The sequence below is a fragment of the Bacillus sp. TL12 genome (assembly GCF_022625245.1).
Lineage (GTDB): Bacteria > Bacillota > Bacilli > Bacillales > Bacillaceae_G > Bacillus_A.
This window is the reverse complement of record NZ_JAJJBY010000004.1, coordinates 128,121-149,886: the sequence shown is the minus strand read 5'-3', so window position 1 is coordinate 149,886 and position 21,766 is coordinate 128,121. Positions and strand designations below refer to the sequence as shown.

Here is a 21,766-nt window from a genome sequence, read left to right as displayed (position 1 = left end):
GCCACTTGATGTATATATAGTTTACAGATAAACGAGATGAATTACAACCTTTTAGAATAAACCTACTGCTTTTCCATCTTCATTTACGTCCATTTGAAGTGCAGCTGGTTGTTTTGGCAGACCTGGCATTGTTAACATTGTTCCCGTTAATGCTACAATAAACCCTGCACCGATAGATGGTTTTAGTTCACGAATTGTCACAATAAAGTCAGATGGTCGACCTAATTTCGTTGCATCATCAGAAAGAGAATATTGTGTTTTTGCCATACATACCGGTAAGTTACTCCAACCTTCTCCTGTAAATTGAGCCAATTGTTTACGTGCTTTCGGAGCAAATTCAATATCTTTTGCACCGTATACTTTTTGAGCAATTGTACGGATTTTTTCTTCTAAAGATAATTCTAAATCATAAAGTGGTGCGTATTTGTTGTCACCTTTTTCAATTACTTTTAATACTTTCTCAGCAAGGTCTACACCACCTTGACCACCTTTTTCCCAAACTTCTGTTAAGGATACTTCGTAGCCACGTTCGTTGCACCATTCTTGTAAGTATGCAACCTCTGCATCTGTATCTGTAATAAATTTATTAATTGCAATTACGAATGGAACACCGAAACTTTGAATTGTTTCCACATGTTTTTGTAAGTTTTCCATTCCTTTTGCTAATGCATCTACATTTTCTTCTTTTAACTGATCTTTCGCTACGCCGCCGTGCATTTTAAGCGCACGAATTGTCGCAACGATAACCACTGCTTCTGGTTTAATACCTGCTGCACGCGCTTTAATATCTAAGAATTTTTCAGCACCTAAGTCCGCACCAAAACCAGCTTCTGTAATGACATAATCACCTAATTTCGCTGCCATTGTTGTAGCGATAACACTGTTACAACCGTGAGCGATGTTAGCAAATGGTCCACCATGAATGATTGCTGGTGTATTTTCTAGTGTTTGAACTAAGTTTGGTTTTAACGCATCTTTTAACAGAAGTGTTAACGCTCCTTCTACACCTAAATCTTTAACTGTTACAGGCTCGTTGTCCATATTATAAGCAACTACAATGCGAGATAAACGCGCTTTTAAATCTTGAATATCTGTTGCAAGGCAGAATACAGCCATAATTTCAGATGCTACTGTAATATCAAAACCATCTTCACGCGGTACACCTTGAACTGGTCCACCAAGGCCAATTACTACATTACGCAGTGCACGGTCATTTAAATCGACACAACGCTTCCATACGATTTTTCTTGTATCAATCTTAAGTACATTTCCTTGTTGAATATGGTTATCAATAAACGCTGCTAACGCGTTATTTGCAGTTGTAATGGCATGAAGATCACCAGTAAAGTGAAGGTTGATGTCTTCCATTGGTACTACTTGTGAATAGCCTCCACCTGCTGCACCGCCTTTTAGTCCCATTGTTGGTCCAAGAGATGGTTCGCGAAGTGCAATAACTGCTTTTTTACCAATTTTATTAAAAGCTTGACCTAAACCAACTGTTACTGTTGATTTACCTTCTCCTGCTGGAGTCGGGTTAATTGCTGTTACTAAAACAACTTTTCCGTCCTTTTCAGTTTGTAAGCGCTTAAAAATATCAAGAGATAACTTCCCTTTATAATGACCATAAGGCTCTAGTTCTTCTTCTAAAATATTTAACTCCGCTGCAACCTCTTGAATTTTCTTCATACTTGCTTCTTGTGCAATTTCAATATCGGATTTAATTGTTGTAGTAGTTGTCATATACCCTAGTCCCCCTTTAATTGGTTCTGCTGATATTGTATCAGTTTTTTGTATTTTCTGCACTTATTTCCCTCCTAAATTTTGCACATTTCTTCAGGCATTATTTTTTTAGCATAAATACCCACAAAAATGTTAGTGCTTGCTGCAGTTCTACTGATAATTGTCCAAGCATTTTTTCATTTACCCCTCGTTTATATACACCCATCCCATCGACTACTTGAAACCCTTGTTCCTCTGCCAGCCTTTCAAATTCCCAAGGCATCATCGTATTACAAACAACATCTTTTCCATATAAACGAGGATAGCTATTTTCACGTGGTTTCGCCGTTGGTCCTAAAATAGCGATGCACGCATATCCATCAGACCTCAAAACACGCTTTATCTCATGTAACGCCTGTAACGGTTGTTCTGTCCATTCTAATGAGTTCACTGCTAATATTGCTGGAAATTGTTCATTTTCAAAAGGTAATGAAGAAAGATCTCCTTTTACAAATGACAAATTAGGCCCTTCTCCACGCTCCTTTCCTTTTTGAATCATTTGCTCGGATAAATCTATACCACACACTTTATATCCGGCTAGACTTAATTTATATGTACCATATCCATCTCCGCAGCCAACATCTAGAACTACCACACCGCTTTCTACATATTTTTCAAAAAATGGGATAATCGTACTACGACTTCCATGATCCCACATTTCCCCGCTATTTTGATTCCAAGATTCCGCATTATCGTCCCACTTTTTTTCTGCTGATTTATGCCAATTAAACTTTGTCATATTTCTCCCTACTTTCACTTGTTTTCATTCATTCCATTTCTACACCATTTTCCTATATTCCTGTTTATTCTCATGGGGAGATGGACAAGATAGCAACAGACTTATGCATTCTCCAAATTTTTCTTTACTTGGATATAACTCATACTCATGTTCTTGTCTTTATGAAAAATAATAAAGATACACCCAATTGAAAGAGAGGGATGTACATGCCGAAAAAACGAACACATCATTTTAAAAGTGGTGAAAAAAACGAAGAATATGCAGCTGAAATCTCGCCAGGGCATCTTCCGATTCGACATAAACGTAAAGAAATTGCACATGAAATAGAAGGTACAAACACTGGTACACTGATCGGTTATGTAGCACTATTTCTTTCTTTATTCTCAATTGCCTTTTATCCAGTCACCCTTGGTTCCCTTTCCATTTTAATTGGCTTATTGGCTGTTAACTTTGGAGCAAAAACACTTGGGTATACAGCTATTGGGTTTGGTAGCTTTTCTGTTTTATTTACGTTATTGTATCCACTTGCTTTATCAGCATTATAAAACACACCAAGTAATACTTGGTGTGTTCACTCGTGATACAACATAATATGTCCGCACCCGCAGCAATGTTTTGCAGTAATTTCTTGAAACACTGGATAGTTTTCTTCATCCCGGTGTTCAATAAACACCTTTTCAAAACGATACATATTTGGAGCATATGCCCAGTCTTGTTTCGTACGTGCATATAATGTCGATGAAAAGAATTCCTCTCCACCGCAAACTATACATATTTTCTTCATTCTTATCCCTCCTATGCTTGTCTTACTTCATCTATATGAACATACGCATAAAAAAAAGACCTTCTATCATTAGAAAGTCTTTTCCGCAACAAAAAGAAATGTACCAAACATACCTACTCCGCTATACTCTTTCTTTTTACCGGCTTCTGTTTCAAAAGTTTGTTTCACTGTTATAAAAAATACACCGTTTCGTGTATCCGTACTTACAAACTTTATTTTTTGTTCTTTCTCATCTACATTTTGTGTACATTCAAAGCTATCTTGATTACAAATCAATGCATGCTTGTCCTCTAAATAAGACCTGAAATCAGATTCTTTCGGACAAGTTAAAAGTAGTACTGCAACAAGAATAATGCTGACAATACCTACCGTTGTATAATATTTCTTCATTTTTTCTCCTTTCAAAAAACAAGAAAACTTGACCTAATTCGTCAAGTTCTCTTAGTCGACAACCCATTGCCACTCTTGTTCTTTCTTATCAAAAATTAGCCAGCCAGTTTCGGTTGCATCTGCCTTTAATTCCTCTACGTTATCGAGTACTTCATCCGTACTTTCATACGAACCAACTACATATACAGGAATCTCCAAACCTCTTCTTGACTCAATTTTCCCTGCCAAATCAATGTACAAACCATCTTCCATTAATGGAACAAGCCCAAGAATCACTTCTTTTGAAATTGCTGGGAATATTTTTGATTTTTGAAAGAAAGAAAACCGTTTTTTTCCAAATGAACCGAGTTTGTACGGAATTACTTTGCTCAACATTCCGACAAAATCAGCGATTCTACGGTAATACACTTTGTTGTACCAACCGTCATCATGTGAAAAATAGACAAATCTATTTTTCAAAAGTGGGAAAAACGCTCTCCCAAGTGGTTCTTTTTTGTGAGCCAAATATAACAATTCTGCAATTTCCTTTGGCTCCAATTCATCTAAATCGCTTGCATCATCAAAGTCCACCCAACAAAACTCTTCAAATTCATCAATCTCTGCTTTAATTAATTTATGTATGTTTTCTTCTTCGACATATTCGAATAAAGTATGATAGTGAAAATCAGTCCACTCAAAATTATGTTTTAAAAGCAATACTTGATGAAGCGGTGAAGGGATATTACTTGCAAACTCTTCAAATGTAATTCCAGATGTAATAAAACAATGACCCCGACGATTACCATTAATATATATCATATTCTTTACTTGGTCAGATCCTCCAGACAAAGCACCTAGCCACCTTCGTTTTATATGTTTCAATTCTATAGCATATTTTAACATGAAAAATTTTAGAAACATAGAAAAAACTTCAAAAACTATTTACAATTTCATGAGTTTTATTACATACTGATTACAAGAAAAAAAGCCTGTTGAAAAACAGGCTTTTTTACGCGATTTCGTCCGGGTTTTGCGGATGATGATTTTCAGTATGCTTTTCATTTTTTTGAAAAATGGATTGAATCTTATCAATCGTTTGTGGCGCTAACTCAATCATTTTTTCAGCTAGATGTGTCGCATTTTGTAAGTGAAGAATATTCACACCATCTTTATTCACTACAAGAAAAGCTACGGGAGTAATCGAAACACCACCTGCACTCCCTCCGCCGAATGCCGGATTACCTTGCGCTTTCAGTCCATCATTTGTTTGAAAATCTGATCCCCCTGCTCCAAATCCAAATGCTACTTTGGAAACAGTTAATACTACTCCACCGTCAGCCGTTTGAACAGGCTCTCCAACAATCGTATTAACATCGACCATTTCCTTTAAATTTTCCATCGCTGCTTTCATTAATCCTTGAATTGGATGATCCACCGTTCATAACCTCCTTTGTCATATCTTTCCTAGTTTTTCCGAAACCTTGTGAACTAAACATAAAATTTTATATTGATTTCAAAAACAATAAGTAATAATATTTAGAAAAAACAAAATAAAGAGGGATTATAATGATACGGAAGTTAACAAAGCGTGATCATGAACAAGTACTGACATTTTTATCCGAGGAAGCAGCCATTAACCTATTCATAATCGGCGATATCGAAGCCTTTGGTTACGATGCAGATTTTCAAGAGTTATGGGGGCATCTTGTAGTCTATATCAATACTTACTTGTAGTATCTGCATTGGACCATTTGCGGAGCCAAGATGAAGTACAATGGCCGCACTATCATATTCATCATATTGTATGTTTAGCTTATCATTGATAATATTTTGAAGTTCCGATTCAGTGAGTCTATATCCAACTGTATTCGGCTGATCAATTTTTTTTATATCATCGCCTGGCTTCATCTTTAATTTCCCTATTCCTTTTAACCGATCTACAATTAAGTTAACGTATGAAACATCAAGATTAGAATCAGAACTTTGTACCTGCCCATTTTTATACATAATATTTGTACTATAAACAGTTTCTTTTTTATAATTTGCGTTTGTCCCTTTTTCCTTTTTATTCTCTATGTCAGTAGCAATTGTTTGTGTTGTGTCTCCATATAAACTTTTATCTTTCGTATTATATACACCTTCCGTAGTTTGACGGATTGTATTAATGTGCTTTCCATCCTCTTTTTCCTCATACGTACTGTATATACCTCTTTGTGTCACATGCCCATACCCATCATCACTCGCAGACATAACCTTCTTCATGTCTTCTTCATCCAAGGCCTTTACAAATGGTTCATATTTAATTTTCGTTTCAAAAAAGCTACACCCACTAAGTAAACTTCCAACAATCGTCATAAGCATCAGCACCTTAGCTTTCTTTTTCATACTGTCACCTCATTCGTTACTCTTGGTATTTTAAGTTTTATAATGTTTCCTTTTTAGTAGTCATACACTTCGCCTTTTCCTAAAGATGTTTTGTTACTTACGTATTTAATATTGAAAACACTTTGGTCGTTTAATGGTATAGTGATGATACCCGCTGTTAGTTTACTTCTCATTTTCAAATTGAAGTCTGCCAACATCTACAGAATAATAATATACTTACTTAACTTATCGTTACTGATCTTAGCAAGTGCATAAAAAGAAAGAGCATATTTTGAAAAAACGATTAAAACATGCTCTTACACTTTTAATACAAATGATTCATTTTACGAACTTATATCATGCTTTCACACCAAATAATAAACGTAAAAAGTGCTTTAGGTTTATTCCTTAGGATACCGTTCTTTTATAAATTCTTCGATGTTATTACTTTTTTTGATTGCTTCTGATGATATCCAGCGTGTATATCTTGTCCCATCCTTGTTGGTTAAATATATGTCAAATTCTTTATTATATAGTTCCTCTTTAAGGATAGTGACTACCTTTGTCAGATCCTCAATTACAGGAGGTTTGTTTTTATATTGCATCTCACTGTCATTAAAAACTAAAGTTACCTTATACTCCGGACACTCTCCGTCTTTCGGATGTGGACAAGTAATACCTTCAATTACAAAATGGTCGTTTTGAATTTCTTTTAATCTGTCACCTACTTTTGTTTGAGTTTGAATCAAATATGTCCAATAATTATCTAAAGTGTTTTTCATTTTTAGTAGTAGTTCTTCTTTCGTTATAACTTTTTGTACGTTTTCAAAAGGGAGACCTATAGATTCACCATTATGATCTTTAATTTCAAGTTCTGTAATCTTTTTATTACTTTTCTGAATGAGTTGGAATAGAGCATATAAACGATCTAATTCTGCTGTTTCAAATTGACTATAATTAATCTTGTTACTCGTTTTTAAAGTTAATAACAACTCATCAGTTGGTTTTCCACCCCTACTACCATCATAATCAACTATATACTGAAGAACATTTTCTTTTTCAAATTCCTCGTATCCTAACTTTTTAATTTCTTTTAAAATCGGTTTAAATCTCTTATATTCCTCATATGTATTTTTTCCGTATTGGTATTCATCATCTTTAATTGTTGAATAGAAGAAGCCATCTACCTCTACTCGAAATTGCATATTTTTATTGTTTTTTGCTTGAACAGTATGATATGTATGTCCCATATTCCCTTCATCTATGGCGCCCCAATCGGTTACAACAACATCGATTCCATGTTTTTCTTTTATGTATTTTTTTACCTGATCTTCATTTTCATAATTACAACCACTCAAAAATAAGAAACATACTACTAACCACATTACGTTTTTCATTCTTTTCATATAACCCCTAATACCCCTTCCTTACGTAAGAAATGATTCCTAGTTGTGTAGCAAATTCAAAGCCATCTTTTCCCACAATCAAAATAAGCTTTCCTCTTTCCATACAGGAAGAGGAAAGCTTATTTCCTTCTTATTTATTGTTGCTCTTGTGTTTCTACCGCTTGGTCTTTTTGCTCTCTTTTATTTTTCTCTATTACCTTTTCAACGAACTCATTCCGCCATATTTTAAACTTAGCCGCAAATTGACCTTCAATTTTATTTCGATACCCTTCAAACTTCACTTCTACAATGTCAGAGTGATTAAATATTTTATATGTTTCTCCTGTCAAACCGACTGGATGTAGTACTCCTCCATAATCATAGAACGTATCATCATCTAACAAAACACCTCTTGTAGTGATTACATAATCTGCATCTTCTTCCGCGAAGCTTACTCTCACTACACTACCTAAAGGTAATACTTTTTCCATATAATCTTTCATATTAATTAACCGTCCCTTTTAATACTACGATTTTCTCTTCTATTTTTTGTCTCTTTTTTTCTAGTTGACGAATCCGATCAATAAAGGCATCACGTGTTTTACCTTGCAAGTTGCTATCGATACTACTTTCCAATCTTCTAATATCACTCGTTAAAGCTGATGCTGCTTTTTCAAGTTGCATGACCACGTTCATAATTTGATTTCGTCCACCGTTATCCGGAAATGTACTATGAACTTTATTCATTATCATATGTAAATCCATATTCATTACCCCTTCTTCCATTCTATCAATATCAACTTTTAATAATATGCAACCGCACCTAATTCCTCATCTTTTGCCACCATAGAAAAAATTGCTTCTGAAACATCTTCGTTTAATTGTTTCAAATCTTTTGATAGCTCTTTTACATCTTTTGAGATTTCACCTAATAATGAACGGTTTATTCCTCTACTACCATCATTCATAAAGAGATGAAGCAATGAGTGTCGATGAGTTAAAATATGCTCTGCTGCAATTGCAGTAACATTTGTATCTACGTGGAAATCTCCTTTAAACATTTCTAATAAATCCTGCACATAAGAACCTGCTACTTCTTTTGCAATTTCTAAAATTTCAGTTGCCACTAGATACACCACGATGCGCCCCGCTAAAAAATCTACAGCAGCTTTAAATACAGATTCTAATACTTCTAACACCTTTTCTTTACATTTAGCTAGAGTTGTTTCGATCCAATCTACAGCGGTATCTACTGCGCTCTTAATTTCTATCGTAGCTGTTATACTAAATTTAATAGCTTCTGATGTAATTTTTGATTTCATATTTTCATATTTTTGATTTAATTCAGAAATCCCTTCTTCAATTTTCACTTCTATTTCTACAGCATCTGAATAAACTGTTAACGCTCCTATGAATGCAGCGATTGGAGGTGTATTTATGATTTTTTTTATCACAGTTCCTCCTACAGCTTCCTCGACAGTAGACACTTTTCTTTTAAACTTATCATGCACTATCCCTGTATAGAGCGCCCCAGTTGAATTTGAAATTTCTAAAAAACCTGGTTTTAAATCCCATCCTGTATCATTGTCACTCACTAGCTTATCCGTCCATACTAAATGACCACTTTTATCATAATCATTTTTTGTAAAAGCATACGAATGTCCAGCGCCATTAGGAATTTTATACATTCTTCCAGGAGTGGTAAAATCACCAACGTTTATTCCGATGTGTAACGGATCATTTTCATTAATAATATTCCTGATGTTCTTCATATCGAATCCGTCACCAAATTTTTCAACATCTCGATCCAGAACAGGAGCTGGATTTAATGTTAACGCTTCAATATTATCTTCTTGGTGCCTTAATGCTACCGTGTCAGCTATACCACCACCTAATGAATGTCCTGTTACACTAATTTTCGCAGAAGGATTTTCATGTCTCATCCTCATATAAAAACTATCCCCTTGATCATACTGTTTTACTGCAAGATCCTGTTCCCAATTACCCAATGCTACTTTATTTGCATTCGTTATATTGTGACCACCAATTTCAGCATCCGTTACTACATCCGTTCCATCTTCTGTCCCTACATATGTTATTACAATTTCTCCTGTAGTCTTATCTTTAAAAGCATATGCTGCAAATCCTGTCTTTTCATCTACTTCATGATACATAAGCTCTGCATTAAAATTTGCTTGCAATAGGTCTTTATTCGTTTCATTTGATTGATCATATGGATATTTCCCCGCCTTAAAATTATAGATATCCTGACCAGCCAGCTCCAATTTTCCCCAATCAGAAGCTATCTTTAAATCTTTATTCTTATCCTGCACCTCAGTATTCGGCATACTAGGCTACCCCTTTCTTAATCATCTATTATTTTGGTACTGTACTTTATAATCTACATATTCTTTTTTCGCCTTTTGATCATTATCTTTTTTACTATTAAAATATGTGTGTATCTGCGATATATATTTTACTAACTTCCCTTCAACATTCTTCTTATAATTCATAACAATACTTACTTGCAATATCTGCATGGAACCATTTACTGAACCAAGCTGAAGTACAATCGATGCCCCACCATATTCATCATATTGTATATTTAGCTTGTCATTAATAATATTTTGAAATTCTGATTCAGTTAGGCTATATCCAACTGTATTCGGCTGATCAAATTTTTTTGTATCATCGCCTGGCTTCATCTTTAGTTTCCCTATTCCATTCAAACGGTCCACAATTAAATTAACGTATGAAACATCGAGATTAGAATCTGAACTTTGTACCTGCCCATTTTTACACATAATATTTGTACTATAAACAGTTTCTTTTTTATAATTTTCGTTTGTCCCTTTTTCCTTTTTATTCTCTATATCAGTAGCAATTGTTTGTGTTGTGTCTCCATATAAACTTTCATCTTTCGTATTATATACACCTTCCGTAGTCTGACGGATTGTTTTAACGTGCCTTCCATCTTCTTTTTCCTCGTACGTACTATATATACCTCTTTGTGTCACACTCGCATACCCATCATCACTCGCAGACATAACCTTCGGCATATCTCCTTCATCCAAAGCCTTTACAAATCTCTCATATTCTATTTTCGTTTCTCCAAAACTACACCCACTAAATAAACTCGCAACTATCGTCATAACTATCATCACCTTAGCTTTCTTTTTCAGTTTCATACGGTCACCTCGTTCGTTACTCTTGGCATTTTGAGTTTCATAATGCTTCCCTTTTGATAGTAATACACTTCGTCTTTTCCTAAAGGTGCTTCGTTACTTATATATTTGATATTGAAGACACTTTGGTCATTTAATGGCATGGCGATGATGCCTGCTGTTAGTTTACTTCTCATTTTCATCGGTAAGGCATCACGGTTTCGATCCACATAGTCATGATGGCCTGCTAGGACAAAGTAAATACCAACTGTTCGAGATAGATCTATTAAAGTTGTTGCGTCGTCCGTTTCTAGGTAAACAAGTCTGCTAAATTCTTCAACGTTTGTCATGATGATAAGTTGTTTTGTAAATACTGGTATTTCTCTACCTTCTTGTCTTGCTTGTGATAGTTCAAGAGATCGTTCGCGAATGACTTCCATCCAGTATTTCACATGAACGTTTACTTCATTTTCTTCTACGATGTAATGCGTCACATTGTCTTTATATTGAACGAAGCTATACTCAGCAGTATCTACTAATGTTACACTCTCAAAATAGTCTTTATTCATTTGGGAGAGTATACTTGATACGATTTGTTTTCTCATACTATCATCTACGCTGTAGATCATTAAATGATCGTTAACCGCAATATCATGTGCAACGACTTCTACATTTGTGAAGTCAAGACCCAGTGGAACTTGTCCCGCTTGTAATGCTTTGGTAACATCTTTGTTTTTTCGATATGTTAGGAGGTCAATAACTTCTGGCATCATTGGAATTGCCTTCGGACGTTCTCCATCCCATTCTTGATCCATTTCACTTGCTTCTTGTTGTAGTAACTGAATTTGCTCTAATTCGTCTTCTGCTTTTGTCGGTAATGCCGACTGGAATAATGTCGGTGAATCTAATTTTATAATTGCTCGTCCTGTTATTTCTTCTACTTTCAAATCAGAACGACCTACAATGCCTGAGATTTCACTTTGGTCAATCATATATAGACATGTTTGCAGTTTAATGTTGTTGTATAGTTGAATACGCAGTGCATTTTGTCGTCCCGCACTAATTAAAGTATGAATTCCTAGGCTAGCACCTTCTCGGACGATTTGCATAATCAGCATTTCAAATTCCTCATAAAATTTAGCTTCTTTCACTGCATCGTAATTATCAATTGCAACGATGATATTCGGCATTTGTTTACCGCTAGCTTTCTCATACATTTCTATACTTGCGACGTCATATTCACTTAGCATACGTTTACGTTGTTTCATCTCTTGTGTTAATCTTTCAACTAATTTTAAGCACTTTTCTGCTTCGTCAATCGTAATTGTATCCGCAACATGCGGCAGTCCTTTTAATGGTAAGAGACCATTCGTACCAAGGTCTACTAAGTACACATGCAAATGCTCCGGACTATTCTGACGCGCTACATCCATAATGACTGATTGTAAGAATGTTGATTTACCGTAACCTGGACTTGAGAAGACGGCAACGTGTCCATCTTTACTTATGTCTAATGTTAATGGTGTTTGTGATTGTAATTCTGGTTGGTCTAGTAAACCAACTGTTGCTTGCAACGGTTTCTTCGCTTCATTCCACGCTTCTTTAAAGTGAACTGGGTGTAAGTCTTGCAGGAATATTTTTTCTGGAAGCGGTGGTAACCATGGTCTTGCGAGTGCTTCGATTTGTCTATCTTCTGCGTAATCATGAATATAATCGATAACTGCATCCAGTTCGCTTGGTACGGTTGCAACTTCTTTGTTATTTCCAAGTCCACTTAAGTCTTCGCTCAAGATTTCATATTGACCTAAGTCGTTGATCGCATAAATGGTTGTATCAAGGCGATCTTGATCGTCCTTATCTTCTACGTAGTCAGCACCGCTCCATGCAGATTGGAATAATTCATAGATTTCATTATTTCCGACCTGTAAGTATGCTCGTCCTGGCAGTGTAATTTCTGCTGCATCAGGTGTTTTTAATATTTCATTACTGTCTGACGTGTTTTGTACTTTAAGCGCTAGTTTAAATTTCGAGTTACTCCAAATTTGGTCATCGACAACCCCGCTTGGCTTTTGCGTAGCAAGTATTAAATGAATACCAAGCGAACGACCGATACGCGCTGTTGAAACTAATTCTTTCATAAAGTCTGGCTGTTCTGCCTTCAACTCCGCGAACTCATCACTAATTAAGAATAGATGCGGCATTGGCTCTTTTACAGCGCCTTCTTTATATAGTTTTTGGTATTGGTTAATATGATTCACATTATTTTCGCCAAATAAGCGTTGGCGTTTTTGTAATTCTGCTTTAATCGAAGCAAGTGCACGCATACTTTGCGCACCATCTAAGTTCGTAATTGTTCCTAGTAAGTGTGGCAGATTTCTAAATAAATTCGCCATACCTCCGCCCTTATAGTCAATTAATAGAAATGCAACTTCATAAGGATGGAAATTGACTGCAAGAGATAGAATATACGACTGAATAATCTCCGACTTACCAGAACCTGTTGTACCCGCGATTAATCCATGTGGTCCGTGTGCTTTTTCATGTAAGTTTAAATTTACAAGATCTTCTTTACCACGAAGACCAAGTGGAACAGCTAATGATTTATGAGCGGCATTTTTTGCCCAGCGGCCTGTAATATTTAGCTCATTCACTTTTTCGACGCCGTACATTTCTAGGAATGTAACACTTTCTGAAATACTATTTTTTAAGTTTTGTAAATGATTGAGTGGTGCAAGTGCGCGTGACACATCTTCTAAGTTAAATCCTTCCGGAAAATGATCTGGTACAAACTGACGATTGACAAGTTCTCCTTGTTCTAAGATGATATTTCCTTTTTTCGAGTCTCTTATGTCAACAACTGTCTTCACGTGCTCTGGTAAGCTTTGCATCACATCTTGAACGAATACAAGCGATACACCTAAATCAGTTGGATCTTCATTAAAGAATTCCATTACAACGTGATCTAAGATGAGTTTTTCGTCCGTTATAAGGACAACATAATGCGGTGAAAAATGTATCTTTTCACTTGAATTGCTTTTTTCATCTACTTTTAGTTTTCGTTCTTTTAATATTTGATATAAGCTATTCAGTACTTGGTCTCGACTTCGGTCATGGTATACAAAACCGCGCACATTGATATCTCTTACACTTGCATGCGGGAGCCAGCGCATCCAATCCCATTTCTTTTTCTCCTCTTCAGGAAAAACAGTAATAAACTGCAAGTCATAATAACTATGGAATAAAGCGGTTTGCATCACTAATAGTTGCAATTGTTCTAGCACCAACGAACGTTGTCCAATATAACCAACTGGTCCATTCATTAAATCTGTTACAACTGGAACGTCTGCTAAAGAAAGATATTGCTGCCTTAACTCGCGTGCCATTGCAGTGAGTTCATCTTTAAATTGGCTAAATTCTTCTTCATTAAACTCAATTTCAAAACTAGAATCTGCATTTCCTTTTCCTGCACGATATGTTAGAAAATCATGATGCATGATCGTTTTTTCATATATACGAGGGTTCACTTCTATCGCCATTCTTCGGATTTCTAGAGCATCCGGATAATGATAATGAAGTGCATGACGTTGTTTCTCACTTTCAGCATACAGATCCTTTGTTTTTTGTACTAAGTATTCTCGGTAACTCTTATCTCGCTCGGCAATATCAATTTTGTATTGTTTTAAGTTTTTTATGTACGATGTGATCGAAACAACGACAGTCACGATCGTCATTGCTAGTGATGCAAAAATAAATAAGCCGTATGACTGGAATATAGATAACAATACAGTTACCGCAATCATTACGAGAGATGGCGCAATAATTCTCGCTAATTGTTCAGTTGGTTTTGATGGTTTGCTCGAAGGTCTTGCAATTTTCATTTTTTCAACTGGTTCACGATAAATAATTCGCGGTGAACGATGATAATCTGGATACTCATCATGATATAAGTTATCCGCTTCTAGTAGACTAGGCAATTTGGAATTCACCCGATTCTCCACTCCGAATATTTGAACATCTTCACTTCCCATTTGAATTGTTATGCCATCAAAATATAAGTGATCGCCAGTTTCTAATTCCACTGCCTCTTCTAACTTAGAATAATTATGAAACACATTTCCCTCATACACGTTTATTTTAAAGGGCTCACTTAAAGTTTCACGAATAAACAAAATATCTGTAGCAGTATCTTGAATTGTTATGTCATCATAGTCATTTTTACTAATTGCTATGGAAAGTTTTCCTGATGTATCATATACAATCATTTCTTCTACAGTTGCAATCCAAATGCGTATCGTTTTTCCATTCTTTAATTGAATCGTATTTGCTTTATTAAAATAAAGAGTTTTCTCTCCTATTTTCCAAGCAGCCAATTCATTATCCCAATTCAGTACTAATGATTCCTCTAAATCAAAATCAGTAATATTATTTGACCATTCTTTCCCAATCGTCACTGTAGGACGTTCAGATGGATGTAAGCGGCATTTATGTAACTGATCGCCGTAACTTAGTGCAAGTAGCTGCTCCATACTTCTCCACTTCTCCTTTTGTTCACTCTATCTGTAAGGAGTTTTCATACGTATATATTCATCTTGATTTTCCAACCTATAAGTCGCCGCTATGAAGAATAAAAGATATCCTACACTCGTTTTCTCTTTTTGTTTTCACTTGGCATGGGGCTAAAAAAGGACCTGACCGCTTCTATCCATGGGCGGACGCTCTCTCCCACCTAAAAAAGGGTTTATGTCGCTTTTCCATTTTGTATTTATATAGATTCGATATATACGTACTCCCTATCTTTTCTTGTTGTTTATATCCTATTTTCATATAGACTCAGCAAAAATTGTTATCCTTTTACTTTGCTTTTTCTGTATTAGATATATCTTTTTCATTGGATGAATCCCTATATTTTTTCTCATATTCATTCAATTGTTGTTCAAATGTTTTTAGCTTTTCATCGCGCTCTTTTCCTGATAAATCTGGATTATTTTTCACTGCTTCTATTTGTTTAATTAGTCCATACATAATTAATTCTGGATCATCGACACTTTTCGCCAAATCTAACGATTTATCGAAATTACCTTTTCCGTTATAAATCCAGTACAATAAATACTTTTCATCACTTTTTAAAGTAACATTTTTCATGATTGCCGCCTTTTGCGCATCAGATAGTTTTTCTACTTTCAAGTAGGAATACGCTAACTCATATTTAGATGCAAATGGTAATTCTTCAAACTCTTCGTCGCTCAAATTATTAATTACTTTGTCATAATCCGTTGCTAAGAAATTTTTATTCGCTTCTAAAAGTTTATTTTGATATGGTACTTTCATAAATGTGTAGTAAACGACTGGTGCTGCTAGAATAACTGTTGCTGCTGCGAATGAGAATGCTAAGTATTTAAATAATTGAAACTGTTTTTTCGGAACAAGTTGCATTGTTTTTTCTGCCTTTTCTTGTTCCTTTAGAAAATTCACCTCAATAAATTGAATCAGTTCCTCAAAGTTTTCCATGTTCACAATATTCTGTTCAAATACAGTTTCTTTTGCATTTTCTAATAAACCAGCATATAAATCATCATAACTATGTTTTTTGGAAAACAGCGCTACAATAAGACATTTGTATTGGAATAAAAATTGTTCTTCTGTTAGTGGTTTTGGCGGGACAATATCTCGAATTCCGCGATGTATAATAAAGGGCATTAAATTTGCATCAAATACTAAATTGTCAGGATGTAAAAAGAAAGTCGTTCTTCTATGTAAATGCTTTTGAAAATGGGATATATTTCGAATTAAACGTAATTTTTCATTTCTTCCTAATTCTTTCAAATCTCCCCATTTCAATAATTTCTTTTCTACTGTATATGTAAAAATAAATGTATCATCTTGTTCTTCTATTGTTACTGGTAGAAAAATAGATGATACATCTGTTAATAACTCCAATTGACGGTTATCTTTTACTTGCGTTTGTGATTTAGCAAGTTCTAATTTCCAAGTATCTTCCTCTATTTCAAAGCGATACTCCGTTGAATCAATCTGAATCTTTTTCTCCGCCATGTTCTACCTCTTCTCCTTTTCCTCATAAGCCTATATGTATTTTATAAATCCATTTTGATTTTTCGATATATAAGTTAAGTCGCTGTTATAAAAACAAAAGGTGACTTACACTCATTTTCTCTCTCTGTTTTAACTTGGCATGGGGCAGGAAGAGGATCTGACCGCTTCTATGCATGGCCCGATGCTCTCTCTCGCCTAAAAAGAAAGGGGTTATGTCGGTTTTTAATTTGGATTTATATAGGCTACATGCTTCGTTCATAATTATGTAATTTATATTACTTGTAATATATCTCCATCTGTTACTTGATGATCTACCAATCTATCATCATCTGTTAATAATAACGATTTATTCACAACTTTAATTACATGATTTGATGTATCGTATTGTTCGATATTCAATGTTTCAATTAAATTTTTAAGCAAATATTTAACAGATTGATGATTTGGAATTCGTAAATCGTATGTATTTCCATTCCATTTATGAAAATCAACAGTGACGTTAATATGTGTTTGTATAGCCATTTGTGATTCTCCTTACATCCAAATTTTCCGAATGATGATTCCAATTCCAACGAAAATGAATATAACCCCACTAATGATTAATCCAATCAATGTTGTACTAATTGGCTCCTGGGATTTCGATTGGCTACTATCCATTTCAGCAGAATTTGCTTTCACAGTATAATCTTTTGAAAATAAGCTTTTCTGTGTGTCTTTCATATCATCTATTTTTTTCGTATTTAAAAATAAAGAGTCATTCAACTCTTTCATCTCTTGCTTTTCTTTTTTTTGTTTTTCCTTAATTTGCTTTTCAACTTCTTCATTAAATAATTGAATTGCTGCTTTATCAAGTTCTGTCTCTTGTTGCCCTTTTTCATTTCCTTCTTGATTATCTTGGTGTACCCGATCTACTTTAAACTCAAGTTTACCATTGTCATTCAGGTAACTGTCTGCCGCGCCCCTCATGGGTAACGCGGCAAACAAGAAAAGAAAAAAGACAAATGATAACTTAACTAGCTTTATGCACTGTTTCATCATCGTCCTTATTTTCCTCCCACCTTTTATGCCATACAAATAAATTCATAATAAATCCAACAATTGCGATTACAAGAAGTACTGCGAAAGTGACATGGCCATCATTTTTACCACTTATAAAATTGTTGAAGAAGTCTTCTATATACTGTAGTGGTGAAAATTCGCGTAACTTACCAAGATAGGATGTCTTAGTTACTTTGACTCCAACAGCTTCTGTTAAAAATAAATACAGACTTAAGGATGTCAATAAGATAAACATACCTATCATTTTTAATTGACGTAATAGATATGTGGAAACGAAGACAAAAGCCATCATTGTAATTGTTATAAAGGCGATCCAAATTAACTTTTGGTTTCCGCTGAATTCCAATAGTTTTCCAGCGATCATACCAATTATTATCCCTTCAACAATAGCTATTCCAAATGTAATTGCCGTAACTGGTAAGTTCATATCTAAAATCGATAATTTTCCTTCAAAATCATCTTTTTGACTACGCTTTCTTTCTTGATTCGCAATAGCGTATGACGTAAATAAAGAAACAATAAAACATACTAATACAATTAAATATGGTGTGAAAGTATTTCCAGCTGTAATAACACCATCATTTTGTTTTAAAACTGGATTCGCTAAAAATTGGTATAACTGTTCATTTTGTCGTTCACCAATGCGGCTATTCGCTAATACTTTACTGAAGTTTTTCGAGAATGATTTATCATCTGATACTTTTTCAGTTAAATTGTTTAATAATGTATCAGCTTTTGACACAATCGTTACACCACTATCTTGAATCTCTTTTGCTTGATTATTAATTTGATCAAATGTTTTATATACCTCATCAGAGGCTAACAACGTGCCTTTGGAACTTTCAGCTAGCGATTGACTCTGCGTGAATAACGATTTCAACCCAGTATCTAATGCTAATATAGCTGTCTGTTCTCCCTCACGATTACTTATTAATACTTTTTGTTCCTCCATCAGTTTTAAACTATTTTCACGCCACTTCGCTGCGCCGCTCAAATACTCAGCTAAGTTTGTATTCATGACATTAGCTTGTTCTGATGTTTGCTTTAATGTTTCTGCCAAATGGTCTGAATTTTGGCTAGCATTGTTAGTGATTTCTTGTAAAGCATTGATTTTTTGTTTTACCTGATCCATATCAGACGTAACTTCTGCATGGATTTCAGATGAAACAAGATCTGTAATTATATCTAATACATTTTGCTTATTTAACATGTAATAAAGAGAATTTGGTGTAGCAAGGTTTTTTAACGCTTCTTTCTCTAATTGTCCTGATAAATCTTCGATTTTCATATCAAGCCCATAATATAGTTGGTATAGGCCTAATAATTCTTCATAATTTTTTACTGTGTTTACAGCATCCTTGATTAAACCATCTGATGATAATGATGAAGATATATTTTCCGATTTCTGATGGACAATATGGTCATTTGTGCGTTCCGTTTTTTCACCGTATTTATTTTCATCACCTGGATCAGTTGTGCCACCACCTTCGCCTGGCTTCGTTGGATCGGTTGTGCCGCCGCCTTCGCCCGGCTTCGTTGGGTCGGTTGTGCCGCCGCCTTCGCCCGGCTTCGTTGGGTCGGTTGTGCCACCGCCTTCACCCGGCTTCGTTGGATCGGTTGTGCCGCCGCCTTCGCCCGGCTTCGTTGGGTCGGTTGTGCCGCCGCCTTCACCTGGCTTCTTGTCACCATCTTTATTAGGCTTTGTTGTTTCATTACCAGTAGTACCATCAGTCAATTGTTTAATTGACTGTACTGGTGTTTTCCCACGATTTGTTAGCTGAACGACTTGACTATTTTGTTCACTATTACTCCCATTGTTTGTTTCTGGATCAACAGGAGGAGTAACTTCAGGTTTCGGATACGGTATTGTTTTTTCAGCAGTATGAGTCAAATCCCATTTCCATGTTACTGGTGTAAAAACATCAATATTTGCGTTTTCATCTGACAATTTGACATGCACACTAACAGATAATTCCCCTTCTTCTCGAGAAGGCAACAAAACACTTCCATTATTTAAATAGTCTGCAGTATAGTCTTGTCCATTAATCATTAAAGCTTCTGTATTTGAATACAGTTCAAATCCCTCTGGAAGTTGTAAACTAAACGTTTGCGATTCATCCATTTTTGAATTCTTTTCTGTATCCTTAAAAGTAATCCCATTAGTCGCAAGATCTTTTTTAATGCTCTTGATTGTATTTTCTAAAGGAATATCGTTAGAGCCTTCATAATGGAAGTCATTTTCTTCACTATACTTCTCAGAAACTTTCACTACATTTTTCAGTTGCGTCTTTGTCTCCTCAGGTAAAGTGAGTCTATCAATTTCTTCAAGATTCATACTTGCTAACTTATTGATCAAACTTTCAATTTGTTTCTTAATTTGATCGTTTGGTTGTTGCATTAAAGTATTTAAATATACCTCTTTTTTATCATTATCCGATAGCTTCGCTTTTAACTTTTGATTAATTGTTTCTTGAATATTTGTCTTTAGCTTATCTGCTAGCTCCGCATCATAACTTTTCATTTTGTTATTGACGTCTGTTAAATATTGTTGAATTGCTGCTGAATCAGATAAAGCATTAGATTGTTTATCTAAGTCATTGAAATGGCTTGCTATTACTTTATTCGCCGATTCTAATGCACTTAATTGCTTTAGCACATCATTTGTACTGAAGTCACTAGTAAACTGATTGAACTGATTCGAAAAATTATTTGCTAACATATTATTATTTGTCTGCAAATTTTGGAGATTACCGAAACCATCTAAATAAGAAACGTTAGATTTCGCACCTTCATCAATTGTTTGCCCAAACCTTTGCAATACACCTTGGAACCCTTTAAAACTATCAACTGATACGCCTGTATAATCTTGTACAGTTTCAAATTGTTTCGTATAGTTTGCCAAAGGACTATGTACATCTGTTTTATATACTTTCATATGGGCTTGTTCTTTATCTACAATTGCCCCAACGTTATCCTGTGCAGCTTGTAATTTCCCAATAATGCTAGCGAAATAAACATCTATAATACGTCGATTAAAATCTTCTAAAATCGATGCTGCCGTCTTTTCTGCCTCTGTTTTTAACTCTTTATTTCCAGTTGCATTAACTTTATAACTTAAAGTTAATTTCTCTGGTGCTTCAGAATTAATTGACACAGCCTTTCTAGAAAAGTCATTTGGAATTACAATCATCATATTATAGTTATTATTTTTCAAACCACTTTCTGCTACCCCACGACTGACTACATACCACTCTTGATTATTGTCTTTATTAATGTTTTTTATAAACTGATCTCCAAACGCTATTTTATTCCCTTCAAATACCGTCCCTTGATCTTCATTTACTAAGGCAACCGTCATTTTTGGAGTGCTTTTTTCATCTTCTTTTTTTAACTTTTTATTTAAAGCTAAATAGGAAGTCCCTGTTGCAAATACAAGGGCTAAAATGATAAACAACAAGATACTCCACTTAAACTTTTTCAATACTTATCACTCCTGCGAATAAAAAAATCTAAAACCTGCCTATTACACATAAAAATTAAAACTTATTCTTTTCTTGAAAGTAAGTTAGCCATACAACAGAAGTCGCATGGCTAACTTTGAAACCTTCTTTTTATGTAGAGAATATCAGTGTTTCTTATTTCAAGCCGAAATTACGTGACAACTCTTCATCATGAGAAGCGACTGCTTCTGCAGTTTTTGAAAGTTGAACATTAATCTCATGTAATAATTGTGCGAAGTTTTCTACTTTCGGTCTTAATTCATTAAATTGTCGATCAAAACCTTCGAAAGCACGACCTTCCCATTCCCCTCGCAATTCATTCTGTAACCCTTGTAATTTACGAAGAATGTCATCAATTTGTTGAGAACTTTGCCCATATAAAGCAGATTTTGCTTTAAGCTCCTCAGGACTCATACGAATTTGTCCAGCCATTAAAATTTCCCCCTTAATAATGAATGATTTAGTAGAATTAACTAAAATTTAACTCCACTTGGATAATTATAGAATAATAATAATAAATTGAAAAGGAATTTTTCAATCATTCTAAATACATATTTAAATCAACATTTTAC

Annotated in this window: 18 protein-coding genes and 3 pseudogenes; 2 read left to right on the top strand and 19 right to left on the bottom strand. The window is 34.8% G+C overall.

Annotated elements, in window-relative coordinates:
• Positions 1 to 51 precede the first annotated feature (51 nt).
• The gene (locus LOK41_RS05785) at positions 52 to 1,740 is read right to left on the bottom strand and encodes a formate--tetrahydrofolate ligase (RefSeq protein ID WP_277818493.1); all 1,689 of its coding nucleotides are present in this window, start codon (positions 1,738 to 1,740) and stop codon (positions 52 to 54) included.
• A gap of 100 nt (positions 1,741 to 1,840) precedes the next feature.
• A complete protein-coding gene (locus tag LOK41_RS05780; protein WP_241815650.1) occupies positions 1,841 to 2,518 on the bottom strand; it encodes a class I SAM-dependent methyltransferase in 678 nt (225 codons plus the stop codon).
• Positions 2,519 to 2,724: 206 nt separating this feature from the next.
• Between LOK41_RS05780 and LOK41_RS05775 the strand changes: the two genes are divergently transcribed.
• Positions 2,725 to 3,063: a hypothetical protein gene (locus LOK41_RS05775; RefSeq protein ID WP_003204847.1), complete on the top strand. Its 339-nt coding sequence runs from the start codon at positions 2,725 to 2,727 to the stop codon at positions 3,061 to 3,063.
• 26 nt (positions 3,064 to 3,089) lie between these two features.
• Here the strand turns inward: LOK41_RS05775 and LOK41_RS05770 are convergent, their stop codons facing one another.
• From LOK41_RS05770 to ytfJ, 4 genes are all read right to left on the bottom strand, one after another.
• Positions 3,090 to 3,302: a hypothetical protein gene (locus LOK41_RS05770; protein WP_241815649.1), complete on the bottom strand. Its 213-nt coding sequence runs from the start codon at positions 3,300 to 3,302 to the stop codon at positions 3,090 to 3,092.
• Between the two features lie 69 nt (positions 3,303 to 3,371).
• A complete protein-coding gene (locus tag LOK41_RS05765; protein ID WP_241815648.1) occupies positions 3,372 to 3,692 on the bottom strand; it encodes a hypothetical protein in 321 nt (106 codons plus the stop codon).
• Positions 3,693 to 3,743: 51 nt separating this feature from the next.
• On the bottom strand, positions 3,744 to 4,520 hold the full coding sequence (locus LOK41_RS05760) for an oxalate:formate antiporter (RefSeq protein ID WP_241815736.1): 777 nt from the start codon (positions 4,518 to 4,520) through the stop codon (positions 3,744 to 3,746).
• 160 nt (positions 4,521 to 4,680) lie between these two features.
• A complete protein-coding gene (gene ytfJ / locus LOK41_RS05755; RefSeq protein WP_174102120.1) occupies positions 4,681 to 5,106 on the bottom strand; it encodes a GerW family sporulation protein in 426 nt (141 codons plus the stop codon).
• Positions 5,107 to 5,237: 131 nt separating this feature from the next.
• On the opposite strand from ytfJ, the pseudogene LOK41_RS05750 reads away from it, so the two are divergent.
• Positions 5,238 to 5,372, top strand: a pseudogene (locus tag LOK41_RS05750) (GNAT family N-acetyltransferase); the annotation flags it as partial.
• Here the strand turns inward: LOK41_RS05750 and LOK41_RS05745 are convergent.
• From LOK41_RS05745 to LOK41_RS05690, 13 genes and pseudogenes are all read right to left on the bottom strand, one after another.
• Entirely contained in the window at positions 5,364 to 6,056 is a 693-nt protein-coding gene (locus LOK41_RS05745; protein ID WP_241815647.1) for a DUF3952 domain-containing protein, read from the bottom strand. The pseudogene LOK41_RS05750 and the gene LOK41_RS05745 sit on opposite strands and share 9 nt — an antisense overlap.
• A 380-nt stretch (positions 6,057 to 6,436) precedes the next feature.
• Complete coding sequence (locus LOK41_RS05740) at positions 6,437 to 7,441, bottom strand: hypothetical protein (protein WP_241815646.1); 1,005 nt, start codon at positions 7,439 to 7,441, stop codon at positions 6,437 to 6,439.
• Between the two features lie 134 nt (positions 7,442 to 7,575).
• On the bottom strand, positions 7,576 to 7,923 hold the full coding sequence (locus LOK41_RS05735) for a DUF4176 domain-containing protein (RefSeq protein WP_241815645.1): 348 nt from the start codon (positions 7,921 to 7,923) through the stop codon (positions 7,576 to 7,578).
• Position 7,924: 1 nt separating this feature from the next.
• Positions 7,925 to 8,185, bottom strand: a complete 261-nt coding sequence (locus LOK41_RS05730; RefSeq protein ID WP_241815644.1) for a hypothetical protein — start codon at positions 8,183 to 8,185, stop codon at positions 7,925 to 7,927.
• 38 nt (positions 8,186 to 8,223) lie between these two features.
• Positions 8,224 to 9,768, bottom strand: coding sequence for a lipase family protein (locus tag LOK41_RS05725; protein WP_241815643.1), 1,545 nt, complete (start codon positions 9,766 to 9,768; stop codon positions 8,224 to 8,226).
• Positions 9,769 to 9,789: 21 nt separating this feature from the next.
• Entirely contained in the window at positions 9,790 to 10,608 is an 819-nt protein-coding gene (locus LOK41_RS05720; protein WP_241815642.1) for a DUF3952 domain-containing protein, read from the bottom strand.
• Positions 10,605 to 14,834: pseudogene (gene essC, locus LOK41_RS05715) on the bottom strand (type VII secretion protein EssC); the annotation flags it as partial. The gene LOK41_RS05720 and the pseudogene essC, both read right to left, overlap by 4 nt.
• Positions 14,826 to 15,110 (bottom strand): annotated as a pseudogene (locus LOK41_RS29245) (FtsK/SpoIIIE N-terminal domain-containing protein); the annotation flags it as partial. The pseudogenes essC and LOK41_RS29245, both read right to left, overlap by 9 nt.
• A 325-nt stretch (positions 15,111 to 15,435) precedes the next feature.
• On the bottom strand, positions 15,436 to 16,635 hold the full coding sequence (gene essB / locus LOK41_RS05710) for a type VII secretion protein EssB (protein ID WP_241815640.1): 1,200 nt from the start codon (positions 16,633 to 16,635) through the stop codon (positions 15,436 to 15,438).
• 270 nt (positions 16,636 to 16,905) lie between these two features.
• The gene (locus LOK41_RS05705; RefSeq protein WP_174102129.1) at positions 16,906 to 17,157 is read right to left on the bottom strand and encodes an EsaB/YukD family protein; all 252 of its coding nucleotides are present in this window, start codon (positions 17,155 to 17,157) and stop codon (positions 16,906 to 16,908) included.
• Positions 17,158 to 17,169: 12 nt separating this feature from the next.
• Positions 17,170 to 17,673 carry a type VII secretion protein EssA gene (gene essA / locus LOK41_RS05700; protein ID WP_174102130.1) on the bottom strand — a complete coding sequence of 168 codons (504 nt, stop codon included), beginning with the start codon at positions 17,671 to 17,673 and terminating at the stop codon, positions 17,170 to 17,172.
• Positions 17,645 to 21,175 (bottom strand): type VII secretion protein EsaA, encoded by a 3,531-nt coding sequence (esaA, locus tag LOK41_RS05695; RefSeq protein ID WP_241815639.1) that lies wholly within the window; start codon positions 21,173 to 21,175, stop codon positions 17,645 to 17,647. The genes essA and esaA overlap by 29 nt, the downstream gene beginning before the upstream one ends.
• A gap of 154 nt (positions 21,176 to 21,329) precedes the next feature.
• Positions 21,330 to 21,626 (bottom strand): WXG100 family type VII secretion target, encoded by a 297-nt coding sequence (locus tag LOK41_RS05690; RefSeq protein ID WP_241815638.1) that lies wholly within the window; start codon positions 21,624 to 21,626, stop codon positions 21,330 to 21,332.
• Between the last annotated feature and the right edge of the window lie 140 nt (positions 21,627 to 21,766).

Bases quoted from the DNA above. Each gene is read 5' to 3' on its own strand.
- LOK41_RS05785 (WP_277818493.1), bottom strand. From the start codon at position 1,740: ATGACAACTACTACAACAATTAAATCCGATATTGAAATTGCACAAGAA.
- LOK41_RS05780 (WP_241815650.1), bottom strand. From the start codon at position 2,518: ATGACAAAGTTTAATTGGCATAAATCAGCAGAAAAAAAGTGGGACGAT.
- LOK41_RS05770 (WP_241815649.1), bottom strand. From the start codon at position 3,302: ATGAAGAAAATATGTATAGTTTGCGGTGGAGAGGAATTCTTTTCATCG.
- LOK41_RS05765 (WP_241815648.1), bottom strand. From the start codon at position 3,692: ATGAAGAAATATTATACAACGGTAGGTATTGTCAGCATTATTCTTGTT.
- LOK41_RS05735 (WP_241815645.1), bottom strand. From the start codon at position 7,923: ATGAAAGATTATATGGAAAAAGTATTACCTTTAGGTAGTGTAGTGAGA.
- LOK41_RS05745 (WP_241815647.1), bottom strand. From the start codon at position 6,056: ATGAAAAAGAAAGCTAAGGTGCTGATGCTTATGACGATTGTTGGAAGT.
- LOK41_RS05730 (WP_241815644.1), bottom strand. From the start codon at position 8,185: ATGGATTTACATATGATAATGAATAAAGTTCATAGTACATTTCCGGAT.
- essB (WP_241815640.1), bottom strand. From the start codon at position 16,635: ATGGCGGAGAAAAAGATTCAGATTGATTCAACGGAGTATCGCTTTGAA.
- essA (WP_174102130.1), bottom strand. From the start codon at position 17,673: ATGATGAAACAGTGCATAAAGCTAGTTAAGTTATCATTTGTCTTTTTT.
- LOK41_RS05725 (WP_241815643.1), bottom strand. From the start codon at position 9,768: ATGCCGAATACTGAGGTGCAGGATAAGAATAAAGATTTAAAGATAGCT.
- LOK41_RS05705 (WP_174102129.1), bottom strand. From the start codon at position 17,157: ATGGCTATACAAACACATATTAACGTCACTGTTGATTTTCATAAATGG.
- LOK41_RS05720 (WP_241815642.1), bottom strand. From the start codon at position 10,608: ATGAAACTGAAAAAGAAAGCTAAGGTGATGATAGTTATGACGATAGTT.
- LOK41_RS05740 (WP_241815646.1), bottom strand. From the start codon at position 7,441: ATGAAAAGAATGAAAAACGTAATGTGGTTAGTAGTATGTTTCTTATTT.
- LOK41_RS05690 (WP_241815638.1), bottom strand. From the start codon at position 21,626: ATGGCTGGACAAATTCGTATGAGTCCTGAGGAGCTTAAAGCAAAATCT.
- LOK41_RS05775 (WP_003204847.1), top strand. From the start codon at position 2,725: ATGCCGAAAAAACGAACACATCATTTTAAAAGTGGTGAAAAAAACGAA.